Source organism: Actinophytocola sp. (genome assembly GCF_036002505.1).
Lineage (GTDB): Bacteria > Actinomycetota > Actinomycetes > Mycobacteriales > Pseudonocardiaceae > DASYTH01.
This window is the reverse complement of sequence record NZ_DASYTH010000164.1, coordinates 17,030-27,597: the sequence shown is the minus strand read 5'-3', so window position 1 is coordinate 27,597 and position 10,568 is coordinate 17,030. Positions and strand designations below refer to the sequence as shown.

Annotated in this window: 14 protein-coding genes; 9 read left to right on the top strand and 5 right to left on the bottom strand. The window is 71.6% G+C overall.

All coding sequences use genetic code 11. The features are described from left to right. Positions 1 to 161: 161 nt before the first annotated feature. The 4 genes from VGR06_RS14330 to VGR06_RS14315 all read right to left on the bottom strand — a co-directional run bounded on the left by VGR06_RS14330 (position 162) and on the right by VGR06_RS14315 (position 2,942). Positions 162 to 563 (bottom strand): hypothetical protein, encoded by a 402-nt coding sequence (locus tag VGR06_RS14330; protein ID WP_327559555.1) that lies wholly within the window; start codon positions 561 to 563, stop codon positions 162 to 164. After that, entirely contained in the window at positions 560 to 1,633 is a 1,074-nt protein-coding gene (locus VGR06_RS14325; RefSeq protein WP_327559554.1) for a CHAP domain-containing protein, read from the bottom strand. Before VGR06_RS14325 ends, VGR06_RS14330 begins: the two co-directional genes overlap by 4 nt. Positions 1,634 to 1,642: 9 nt before the next feature. Further along, complete coding sequence (locus VGR06_RS14320; protein ID WP_327559553.1) at positions 1,643 to 1,966, bottom strand: type VII secretion target; 324 nt, start codon at positions 1,964 to 1,966, stop codon at positions 1,643 to 1,645. 67 nt (positions 1,967 to 2,033) lie between these two features. Beyond that, positions 2,034 to 2,942: an AMP-binding protein gene (locus tag VGR06_RS14315; RefSeq protein ID WP_327559552.1), complete on the bottom strand. Its 909-nt coding sequence runs from the start codon at positions 2,940 to 2,942 to the stop codon at positions 2,034 to 2,036. 41 nt (positions 2,943 to 2,983) lie between these two features. On the opposite strand from VGR06_RS14315, the gene VGR06_RS14310 reads away from it, so the two are divergent. Genes VGR06_RS14310 through VGR06_RS14285 form a run of 6 tightly spaced genes read left to right on the top strand, consistent with a single transcriptional unit; the run spans position 2,984 to position 7,122 of the window. Continuing rightward, entirely contained in the window at positions 2,984 to 3,364 is a 381-nt protein-coding gene (locus tag VGR06_RS14310) for a polyketide cyclase / dehydrase and lipid transport (protein WP_327559551.1), read from the top strand. 43 nt (positions 3,365 to 3,407) lie between these two features. After that, positions 3,408 to 4,196 (top strand): metallophosphoesterase family protein, encoded by a 789-nt coding sequence (locus tag VGR06_RS14305; protein ID WP_327559550.1) that lies wholly within the window; start codon positions 3,408 to 3,410, stop codon positions 4,194 to 4,196. 19 nt (positions 4,197 to 4,215) lie between these two features. Then, positions 4,216 to 4,653, top strand: a complete 438-nt coding sequence (locus VGR06_RS14300) for an SRPBCC family protein (protein WP_327559549.1) — start codon at positions 4,216 to 4,218, stop codon at positions 4,651 to 4,653. Between the two features lie 5 nt (positions 4,654 to 4,658). Continuing rightward, positions 4,659 to 5,807: an ArsA family ATPase gene (locus tag VGR06_RS14295; protein ID WP_327559548.1), complete on the top strand. Its 1,149-nt coding sequence runs from the start codon at positions 4,659 to 4,661 to the stop codon at positions 5,805 to 5,807. Continuing rightward, a complete protein-coding gene (locus tag VGR06_RS14290) occupies positions 5,804 to 6,178 on the top strand; it encodes a hypothetical protein (protein ID WP_327559547.1) in 375 nt (124 codons plus the stop codon). The genes VGR06_RS14295 and VGR06_RS14290 overlap by 4 nt, the downstream gene beginning before the upstream one ends. Next, positions 6,175 to 7,122 (top strand): ROK family glucokinase, encoded by a 948-nt coding sequence (locus VGR06_RS14285; RefSeq protein WP_327559546.1) that lies wholly within the window; start codon positions 6,175 to 6,177, stop codon positions 7,120 to 7,122. Before VGR06_RS14290 ends, VGR06_RS14285 begins: the two co-directional genes overlap by 4 nt. A 49-nt stretch (positions 7,123 to 7,171) precedes the next feature. On the opposite strand, the gene VGR06_RS14280 is transcribed toward VGR06_RS14285, so the two are convergent. After that, on the bottom strand, positions 7,172 to 7,630 hold the full coding sequence (locus tag VGR06_RS14280; RefSeq protein ID WP_327559545.1) for a hypothetical protein: 459 nt from the start codon (positions 7,628 to 7,630) through the stop codon (positions 7,172 to 7,174). A 281-nt stretch (positions 7,631 to 7,911) separates the two neighbouring features. Between VGR06_RS14280 and VGR06_RS14275 the strand changes: the two genes are divergently transcribed. The 3 genes from VGR06_RS14275 to VGR06_RS14265 all read left to right on the top strand — a co-directional run bounded on the left by VGR06_RS14275 (position 7,912) and on the right by VGR06_RS14265 (position 10,416). After that, on the top strand, positions 7,912 to 8,667 hold the full coding sequence (locus VGR06_RS14275; protein ID WP_327559556.1) for a lysophospholipid acyltransferase family protein: 756 nt from the start codon (positions 7,912 to 7,914) through the stop codon (positions 8,665 to 8,667). A 23-nt stretch (positions 8,668 to 8,690) separates the two neighbouring features. Further along, positions 8,691 to 9,194 (top strand): polyadenylate-specific 3'-exoribonuclease AS, encoded by a 504-nt coding sequence (locus tag VGR06_RS14270; RefSeq protein WP_327559544.1) that lies wholly within the window; start codon positions 8,691 to 8,693, stop codon positions 9,192 to 9,194. A gap of 196 nt (positions 9,195 to 9,390) precedes the next feature. After that, positions 9,391 to 10,416, top strand: coding sequence for a 6-phosphofructokinase (locus VGR06_RS14265; RefSeq protein ID WP_327559543.1), 1,026 nt, complete (start codon positions 9,391 to 9,393; stop codon positions 10,414 to 10,416). Positions 10,417 to 10,568: the final 152 nt, after the last annotated feature.

Below are 10,568 nucleotides of genomic sequence, written 5' to 3'. Positions count from 1 at the left end.
CGCAAAGAGTGTTCGATCAGCCCGATGGGGCGAATGGGCAGTTCGGTGTGTTGGCCCTTGACATCGTCATATTGGCCGCTCAGGTTGCCATGTTGGCTCGTGGCGTCGCTGTGTTGGCTTGGGGCGTCGTCGTGTTGGCCGGGTGTGTGTCGGAGTTGCCGTCAGCGGTGTCCGGCGGTGTCGTCACCAGCCAACACACGCACGCCAGACGCCAACACAGCGACGTGGCGCGCCAACACGGCGACGTGAGACGCCAACATGGTGACGAAGTGTGGCTGCCGTACTAAGACGGCCCAGCTTTCGATCGTGGCGAAGTCGTCGCCGGCGGCGGGCGGGCCGGGTGGCTCGTTCGGGACGAGGAGCTCGAGGAGGGCGTCGCCGGCGACGGGTTCGAGGATGTCGAGGCCCAGAGCCAAAGCCACACCGGCGACCTGGTGGGTGAGCCGGTCGGCGCCGAGGCGGAGTGCGGCGTCGGTCAGGGTGACGGCCGTGATCATCCCGTCGAGGTTGACCGTGACCTCGACGCCGCACTCGCCACGGGCGGTGCCGGTGATCTCGCTCATCGCGGGTGCACCCCGCCGTAGAACGTGGACGGCGACAGCGTGTGGGTGACCCGCTGGACCCGGTCGCTGGAGTTGCCCTCGATCAGCGTGACCTGGTTGCCGTGCACGCTTTCCACGATCCCGATGTGCGTGCTGGTGCTGGGACTCTGCGGGCCGGTGCCGAACAGCAGCACGTCGCCGGGGCGGGCCTGGCTCAGATGGTGGCTGTCGTAGGCCAGATGGTGCTGCTGGCCCCAGTGGTAGACGTCCCCGGTGAACGCCAGGCTCGGAATGTCCACACCGGAGTGTCGCCAGACCCAGGTGGCGAACAGCGCGCACCAGGATACGGACGGGCCGTACTTGTTCTGGTTGCCCGGCCCTTCGTGGTAGCCGAGCTGGCTCTGCGCCACTTTTTTGATCTTGTTGGTCGTGCCGGAGTGGGTCTTCGGCTGGCTGCCGGGCTTCTTGGGTTTGCGGTCCGGCCGGTCCTTCTTCTTGTGCTTGGGTTTGGCCTGGTGCCGGGTCTTCGGGTCGACGATGCCGTCCTGCTCCACCGTGCGCTCGAGCGCCTTGAGCTGCGTGGCCGACTCGCGGAGCTGGTGCTGCACGGCGGCGAGCTGCTTGGCCGACTCGCCGGTGTAGCCGCGCACCAGGTCGACAACCTGGCCGACCGCCCGCATCAGGGCCGCCTGCGCGCCCGCACCCTTGACCGCGCGCCCGGCGTCCAGCGCGGCCGTCGCCTTGGACAGGTACTCGTCCACGAGACGGGTGACCGCCTTGTGGCCGCCGTCCACGGATGTGGCGGCGGTCGCCACGATGGTCGCGCCGCTCGTGGTGGAGCTCGCGGTCACGTCCAGGGACCGGGTCATCCGGGTGGCCCGGCGATCGAAGGCGCTCGCGTTCTGGCCGTTCCAGTGGCTGGTGGCGGTGGCGGCGTTGCGCCGGTGCTCGTCCCGGTGCTCGGTGACCGTCCGGGCCGCGGTCTCCAGCGCGTGCTGGACCCGCTGCACGTCGTCGGCCTTGCCGGCCAATCGGTTGCGGTGCTCGACGAGCTGCTCCGCCACCTTCAGGGCGATCTGTCGACTGTCCATTATGGATTCCTAGTTGATGAGGTCCAGGATGTCCTGGGCCAGCTCCTGGTCCTGGGTCTGGTAGGTGCGCGCGGTCTTGGCCACGCCGTCGCCGAGTGTGTCCGCGTTCTTCGCCACGCCGTCGAGCTGGCGGAGCAGGGCGTCGGCGAAATGGTTGAGCGCCACGGCGAAACCGGTCTCCTTGCCGATCCGGCCGAAGGCGTCCTCGTCGATCGAGCCGACCGGCTTGACCGTGTGCCCGGCCAGCCGGTTCAGCTCGCCGGCCAGCTGCCTGGTGTGCCGCGCGTAGGCGGTGAGCTCGGTGGTGACGACGCTGTATCCGGGTTTTTCCACGAGCGCAACGATGTCCGCCGCGGGCCCGCCCGGCCAGCGCTCGTGCACGGGCAGGCAGGCGCGTTGCTCAGACGGAGTGGACGGTGACGCCGATGCCGCGGAAGAAGTGGGTGAGGCGCTCGCTGACGCCGGGTCCGAGGCAGGTCACCGTGGTGCACCGGCCGCCGAGCGCGGCCCGCACCTTCGGGTAGACGAACCGGCTCGCCGCCAGGTGCTTTCCGCGCAGCGCCAGGTTCGGGCCCGGCCCGGCCAGCGCCCGCCCGTACTCCACCGCGACCGCCTCGGCGGCGGCGAACAGCCCGCCGCGGTCCTCGGCATACGCCCGGCGGCGCGCCGCGTCGAGCACCTCCTCGAGCAGCTCGGACCCGGCGACCACGACCGTCGGCCGGAACGTGCCCAGGTCGCCGGCGGTGCCCAGGGCCAGCGTGGTGCGGGTGTAGATCCCGCACAGGGCCAGCACGCGGGCGGCGTGCTGCGCCGGCGGCGCCGCGACCAGCATCGCGTTCCCGGCACCGAACAGGTGCCGGTACCGGGCGATCGTCGAGCGCACCTCGCCCAGCAACTCACCATGGGTCAGCCCGGCCGTCGCCTGGTCGCCCGCCCGCACCGCGAGCCGTCGCGCGTGTGCCGTGCCCTCGTCGACCGCGGCGCCGCGCGCGGTCAACCCGTCCAGGTCCGGCGGCGGCCCGTCCGGGTCGCTCACGTAGCCGGCGGTCCAGATCGCGAACTCGGCGACGGCCCACTCGTAGCTCGCCTCGGGCGGCGAACCGACCCGGTCGCCCGGCGCCCGCCCGCCGGCGATCAGTCCTTTTGCGACACCCAGCACGTGTGCGGCGAGCTCCCGGGCCGTGACGTCCAGCCAGGAATGGTCGAGGTGCCGGCGCACGCTGACCGCGTCGGCGAACCGCTCGGCGTTGGCCCACACCATGTCGGTGAGGCTCTCCTCGTCGGTGACCGACACCCCCGTGCTCGACACGTCGACAAACCTAGTGCCGGCCCTCGTGAGAAGCTGCACGGGTGCCCGACCTGGACGTCGTCGACGAGACGTTTCTCGCCGTGCCGCCGAAGCTGGTGGCCGCGGTGTTCGCCGAGCCCGCCGCCTGGCGCCGGCTCTGGCCCGACCTCGACCTGCGCGTCTACGCCGACCGCGGCGACCAGGGCCAGCGCTGGACGGTCAGCGGCGCCCTCACCGGCACCATGGAGGTCTGGCTCGAACCCGTTCTCGACGGCACCCTGCTGCACTACTTCCTGCGCGCCGACCTGCCCGCCCAGGCCCGCCCCCGGACCCTGCGCCGCGAGCGCACCCGCCGCCAGCTGGCCGCCAAGGCCATCGCCCTCGGCCTGAAGTCCGAGCTGGAAAACGGCCGCCGCCCCGGAGTCGCGCCGGAGCCCACGTAATGTTGTACGCGCGCTGCGCGATCGAGGTTAGGGAAATGTTGCTGTGCGGGTTCATGTGGTGTCTGACGTGCATGGGAACGTCGACGCGCTGGCCCGGGCGGGCGACGGGGCGGACGCGCTCGTCGTGCTGGGGGATCTGATCGACTTCGTGGACTACCACGATCATTCGGGCGGCATTCTCGGCGCGATCTTCGGGCCGGAGAAGGTGGCGACGTTCGCCCGGCTGCGGCGGGAGCACCGGGCGGCGGAGATCGTCGAGTACGCGACGTCGTTATGGGCGAGCCTGACCGACCCCGCGGGGGTGGTCGAGGAGGCGGTCCGGGAGCAGTACTCGAAGCTGTTCGCGGCGATGACCGCGCCGACCTACGCCACGCCGGGCAACGTGGACACGCCGGCGCTGTGGCCGGAGTACGCCGGGGAGAACGTGCGGATCGTGGACGGCGAGGTGGTCGAGCTGGGCGGGCTGCGGTTCGGCTTCGTCGGCGGCGGGCTGCGCATCGTCACCGTGCGGCGCCGCCGGCCCGGGGTGTTCCGGCCCTACCTGCGCACGTCGGCGGAGTTCACCGCGGCGGTCGAGGCCCTCGGCCCGGTGGACGTGGTGTGCAGCCACATTCCGCCGGATGTGCCGGAGCTGACCTACGACGTGGTCGCGCGCCGGTCGGAGTACGGCTCGGCCGCGCTGCTGGAGCTGATCCGCACCCGCGGGCCGCGCTGGTCGCTGTTCGGTCACGTGCACCAGCCGCTGGCGCCGCGGATGCGGGTGGGGCGCACCGAATGTGTGAACGTCGGGCACTTCCAGCGCACGGAGCGGCCGTACGTGCTCCGCTGGTGAAACCTGTAACCTGCCCCGCATGGCCGATGAGTCCACCCAGTCCATCGTGGTCGACGCCCCACCGGAAGCGATCATGGCGGTCATCGCGGACTTCCCCGCGTATCCGGAGTGGGCGGGCGCGGTCAAGAAGACCGAGATCCTGGAGACCGCCGAGGACGGCACCGCCAGGCAGGTGCGGTTCACCCTGGACGCCGGCCCGTTCAAGGACGTGTACACGCTGGCCTACGACTGGGCCGCGGACGGGCTCTCGGTCGACTGGTCGCTGGTGAAGGGGCAGATGCAGCGCGCCCAGAAGGGGCAGTACCTGCTCACCCCACAGGGCGAGGCGACCCGGGTCACCTACACGCTCTCGGTCCAGCTCGTGGTGCCGATGATCGGCCTGTTCCGCCGCAAGGCCGAAAAGGTGATCATGGACACCGCCCTCAAGGAGCTCAAGCGCAGGGTCGAAGGCGGCTAACGCCGTTGCGGATCCTGCTGTTCACCGGCAAGGGCGGGGTGGGCAAGACCACCCTCGCCGCGGCGACCGGCGCCCGCCTGGCCGCCGGCGGGTGCAAGGCCCTGGTGGTGTCCACCGATCCGGCGCACTCGCTGGCCGACGCGTTCGGCGTGCCGCTGGACGGCGAACCGTCCGAAGTGGACAGTTCGTTGTTCGCCGCGCACGTGGACACCCGGCGGCTCGTCGACCGCTCCTGGCACGAGCTGCGCGGCCAGCTGCGCACCGTGCTGGCCGGCGCCGGCCTGGACGCGCTGGACGCCGAGGAGCTGACCGTGCTCCCCGGGGTGGACGAGCTGCTGGCGCTGACCGAGGTGGCGCGGCTGGCCGACACCGGGCCGTGGGAGGTCGTGGTCGTCGACTGCGGTCCGACCGCGGAGACGCTCCGGCTGCTGGCCCTCCCCGAGGCGGTGTCCACGTATCTGAACCGGATGTATCCGGCAGAGGGGGGTCTGGGGGCTGAGCCCCCAGGTGAGAATCGCGGTCCAGTCGGCCGTCTCGCGGCTCACCTGGCGTCGCTGCGCCGGCTGCTGACCGACCCGGACGTGGCCAGCGTCCGGATGGTGCTCACCCCCGAGCGCCTGGTCGTCGCCGAGACCCGGCGCACGCTCACGGCGCTGGCGCTGCGGGGCATTCACGTGGACCGGATCGTGGCGAACCGGCTGGTGCCGCAGGGTCGCCTCGGGCTCGGTCCGGCGGCGCACTGGCTGCGGACCCGGCGCGCGGAGCAGGACGCGGTGCTGGCCGAGCTGGCCGCGTCCACCCCGCTGACGGTCGACGCCGTGGAGCATCGCGCCGCGGAACCCGTTGGCACGGCGGCACTTCTGGAGCTCGCGGCGGAGCTGTACACCGCGTCCGACCCGCTGGATCGCGTCCACGTATCTGGACCGCTGCTGGCCGTCCGGGCGGAGGGGGCCGGCTACGTGCTGACCATCGCCATCCCGCTGACCGATGCCACCGACCTGGATCTCGTCCGGGTAGGGGACGATCTCGCGGTGACCGTGGACGGCGTCCGGAGACTTGTCGCGCTGCCCGTATTGCTGCGCCGGTTCACGGTTGTGGACGCCGAGTCCGACGCCACCGGCCTGACGCTGCGCTTCGCACCGGAGCGGCCGTGACCACCTCCGACACGCGGGGCCCGGGTTCGCGCCTGGTCGAGGAGCTGCGGCTGCTGCTCGACGCCGTCGCCGACCGGGCCGGGCCATGGCTCGACCAGGTGGCCACAACCGCACACGAGGAGCACGCCGAGCCCGCCGGCACTCCGGGCTGGTGCCCGGTGTGCGCGGTGCTCGCCCTGGTCCGGGGCGAACCTTCGGAACTCGCGACTCGTGGGCTGGAGCGGGCCGCCGACCTGGTGGCGCTCCTCCGTGCGGTCCTCGCCGACCGGTGGGAGCCCGGGGTGCCGCACATGCCCGGCTTCCGGCCACCGCCCCGCGAGTCGCCCCGGGTGCAGCGGATCCCCGTGCGCCGCAAAGGAAACCCCGGTTGACGGCCACGGTCGGGGTCGACATCGGGGGCACCAGTGTGCGGGCGGGCCTGGTCGACGGATACGGGACGGTGCTGGACACCGCGCGGGCGCCGACGCCCACCGGCGAGGCCGCGCTCGAGGCGGCCATTGTCGCCGTCGTGACGAGCCTGGTCGAGCGGCACCGGGTGGGCGCGGTCGGGCTCGCCGTCGCCGGGTTCGTCACCCGGGACCGGCGCTCGGTGATGTTCGCCCCGCACCTGGCGTGGCGGGGCGCGCCGGTGGCGGACCGGATCGCCGACCGACTCGGCCTGCCGGTGGTCCTCGAGCACGACGCCAACGCGGCGCTGCTGGCCGAGTACCGGTTCGGCGCGGCCCGCGGCGCCCGGGTCGCCGTCCTGGTCGCCATCGGCACCGGCATCGGCGGCGGGCTGCTGCTCGGCGGAGCCCCGTTCCGCGGAGCCCACGGCGTCGCCCCGGAGCTCGGCCACCTGTGCCTGGTGCCCGGCGGCCGCCCCTGCTCCTGCGGCAAGTCCGGTTGCTGGGAGCGGTACTGCAGCGGCACCGCGCTCAGCACGACGGCCGTCGAGCTGCTCGCCCGCCACCCCGGCCGTTCCACGGTCCTGGCCCGCGAGGCGGCCGGCGACTCCCGCGCGGTGACCGGCCGCAAGGTGGCCGCCGCCGCCCGCGACGGCGACCCCCTCGCCCAGCTGGCCATGGCCGAGCTCGCCACCTGGCTCGGCGAAGGCCTGGCCCTCGTCGCCGACGTCTACGACCCCGAGGTCGTGGTGATCGCCGGCGGCGTCTCCGAGTCCGCCCCGCTCTTCCTCGACGACGCCCGCGACCACTACAAGAAAGTGATCACCGGCGCCGGCTACCGCCCCCTCGCCCGCATCCGCACCGCCCAACTAGGCGACGACGCCGGCCTCGTCGGCGCCGCCGCCCTCGCGGCGGAACTGGTGCGCTGAACGTCCAACACGGTTGCCGGAGCGTCGAAATCGCCCACGCGGGCGGTCGTCAGATCTGCGCGCCGTGGTCGTGGTCGGCGTCGGGTGGGGTGCGGCGGATGCGGAGGAACAGCAGGCCGAAGCCGCAGACCAGGGCGAGCAGGGAGATCGGGGTGGCGATGAGCGGGTCGAGCCCGATCAGGCCCGGGGCGACCAGCAGCAGGACGCCGACGACCACCAGGAGCAGGGCCAGGACCGTCATTGGGCGCAGCCGGGGGAGCGGCGGCGGCTCGGGCGGGACGTAGTGCTCGTCGTCGCTGCCCCAGGACCAGTCCCAGTCGGTCTCGTGGCCGCGCCAGGCCTGGATCGGCGCGGTGGGCTCGCCGGTGGTCACCTCGCCGGGGTCCACGACGGTCGGGACCTCGCCGGTCGGCTCGTCCGCCGTGATGTCGGCGCCCAGACCCTCACGCTCCAGGTCCGCGATGATCGCGTGGAACGCGGCGTCGACATCCTCGGGTCGGTCCGACACCTCGGCCCTCCTCAACAACGACTAGGCCGTGCAGCTTGGTGATGGGGCCATCGTCGCACGAACACGCGTCCGGGTGGTCGGCCGTCCGCGGGGATTTTGCCGAGTGATCTTAGCCCCGCGGACACCTCGGCCCGGTGTTTCCTCGTTATGTACCGTGATGACATCGAAGTCTCCGTAACAGCTGTCGGCGTTACGGTTCCGGCGCCGGGATTGTGCCAGGTGCGGGGCCTTCGTAGGCTCGTCCGACGGGCGGGATGGCGGAACGGGAGGCGCGGGTCGCGGTGCTGTACTGGTTGATGAAGCGGGTGTTCCTCGGCCCGGTGCTCCACCTGTTCTTCCGGCCTACGGTCGAGGGCGCGGAGAACATCCCCGCTACTGGCGGCGCCCTGCTGGCCAGCAACCACCTTGCCGTCGCCGACTCCTTCTTCCTCCCGCTGAAGCTCCGGCGGCGGGTGACGTTCCCGGCCAAGCTCGAGTACTTCACCCAGCCCGGCCTCAAGGGCAAGCTCAAGAAGTGGTTCTTCACCGGCATGGGGCAGATCCCGATCGACCGGTCCAGCGGCAGCGCCGCGCAGGCCGCGCTGGACACCGGCATCCGGCTGCTGCGTGAGGGGCACCTGCTCGGCATCTACCCGGAGGGCACCCGCTCGCCGGACGGCCGGCTGTACAAGGGAAAGACCGGCATGGCCCGGATGGTGCTGGAGGCCGGCGTGCCGGTGGTCCCGGTGGCCATGTTCGACACCGACAAGGTCAACCCGATCGGTTCCAAGATGTGGAAGCCGCACAAGGTGCACATCAAGATCGGCAAGCCGCTGGACTTCTCCCGCTACTACGGCCTGGCCGGCGACCGGTTCGTGGAGCGGTCGATCACCGACGAGATCATGTACACCCTGATGGAGCTGTCCGGCCAGGAGTACGTCGACATCTACGCGGCCAAGGCCAAGGAGCTGATGGGCATGGCCTCCACCGGCCCGCTGGTGCCGCGCCAGGCCTCGCCGGCCGAGGTCGACCGGGTTTCGGAGACCAAAGCCGGCTGACAGCAAACCGATAAGCTCGCTCGATGCGGTTCTTCTACGACTGCGAGTTCATCGAGGACGGGCTGACCATCGACCTGGTCTCGATCGGTGTGGTGGACGACAACGGGCGCGAGTTCTACGCGGTGTCGACGGAGTTCAACCCGGACAAGGCCGGCCCGTGGGTACGCGAGCACGTGCTGGACAAGCTCCCGCCGCCGGCCGACCAGGCCTGGTGCGACCGGGCCACGCTGCGCAGCCGGCTGATCAAGTTCCTCAGCCCGCACGGCGAGAAGGTGGAGCTGTGGGCGTGGTTCGCCGCCTACGACCACGTCGCGCTCGCCCAGCTCTGGGGCGACATGCCGGCGCTGCCCCGGGCGCTGCCCCGGTTCACCCGGGAACTGCGGCAGCGCTGGGAGGACGTGGGCAAACCGCCGCTGCCCGACCCTCCGCAGGACGCGCACGACGCCCTCGCCGACGCCCGGCATAACCTTGCGCGGTGGCGGGTAATCGAGGCCGAACGTGTTCGGCTGGGGTTTCCTGCCACATAGCAAGGAGCCGTGAGCAGGCCCTCCAAGATGCCCGGTGAACGGGAGGTAACGGCCTGCTTACGGCGGATTGGTATCTATCGGCACAGTACCGAGGGCGGATTGCTGCACCGATCCAGAAGGTGGCACCCTGTCAGCCGTCACCGTCGCCCTTACTGGCGACCAGTCCGCCTCGAGCGTCCGGATGGAGGATCGGCACATGCGCGTTGGTTTGCTCACCGGTGGTGGTGACTGCCCCGGGTTGAACGCCGTCATACGAGCGGTGGTCCGCAAGGGGATCGAGGTGTACGGCTGGGACCTGGTCGGGTTCCGCAACGGCTGGCAGGGCCCGCTGGAGGGGCTCACCAAGTCACTCGGCCTGGCCGAGGTCGAGGACATCCTGGTCCGCGGCGGCACGATCCTGGGCTCCTCGCGGACGAACCCGTACAAGACCGAGGGCGGCGTCGAGAGGATCAAGCGTGTGCTCGCCGACCAGGGCGTGGACGCGCTCGTGGCGATCGGCGGGGAGGACACCCTCGGCGTCGCCAAGCGGCTCACCGACGACGGCGTGGGCGTGGTCGGCGTGCCGAAGACGATCGACAACGACCTCGCCGCCACCGACTACACGTTCGGCTTCGACACCGCGGTGCACATCGCGACCGAGGCCATCGACCGGCTGCGCACCACGGCCGAGTCGCACCGGCGCGCACTGGTGGTCGAGGTGATGGGCCGGCACGCGGGCTGGATCGCGCTGCACTCCGGGCTCGCCGGCGGCGCGAACGTGATCCTGGTGCCGGAGCGGCCGTTCAGCGTGGCGAAGGTGGTCTCCTGGGTGAAGCGGCGGTTCGAGCGGGAGTACGCGCCGATCATCGTGGTGGCCGAAGGGGCGAAGCCGGAGGGCGGCGCGGAGATGCTGCAGAGCGGCGAGAAGGACTCGTTCGGGCACGTCGCGCTCGGCGGCATCGGGGCGTGGCTGGCCGACGAGATCTCCCGGCACACCGGGGCCGAGTCGCGCGCCGTGGTGCTCGGCCACGTCCAGCGCGGCGGCACGCCGACCGCCTACGACCGGGTGCTGGCCACGCGGTTCGGCCTGCACGCCGTGGACGCCGTGCACGACGGCGACTTCGGCGTCATGGTGGCGCTGCGCGGCACCGACATCGTGCGGGTCAAGCTGGCCGAGGCCACGGCGGAGCTGAAGACCGTGCCGCTGGAGCGCTATCAGGAGGCCGAGGTCTTCTTCGGCTGAACAGTCCCGCCTCTCCGGAATTAACTGCTGTCGTTACGTTCCAGCAGACGGTGCGGTTGTCAGGTGGATTGTGGCTGGGTGCCGTCACGGTCCCCTGAGGTTCCGTTGATCCGCAGCGCAGGTCCGCACACGGTGTGCGCCCAGGCATAGGG

Bases quoted from the DNA above. Each gene is read 5' to 3' on its own strand.
- VGR06_RS14330 (WP_327559555.1), bottom strand. From the start codon at position 563: ATGAGCGAGATCACCGGCACCGCCCGTGGCGAGTGCGGCGTCGAGGTC.
- VGR06_RS14325 (WP_327559554.1), bottom strand. From the start codon at position 1,633: ATGGACAGTCGACAGATCGCCCTGAAGGTGGCGGAGCAGCTCGTCGAG.
- VGR06_RS14300 (WP_327559549.1), top strand. From the start codon at position 4,216: ATGGCCGATGAGTCCACCCAGTCCATCGTGGTCGACGCCCCACCGGAA.
- VGR06_RS14270 (WP_327559544.1), top strand. From the start codon at position 8,691: ATGCGGTTCTTCTACGACTGCGAGTTCATCGAGGACGGGCTGACCATC.
- VGR06_RS14265 (WP_327559543.1), top strand. From the start codon at position 9,391: ATGCGCGTTGGTTTGCTCACCGGTGGTGGTGACTGCCCCGGGTTGAAC.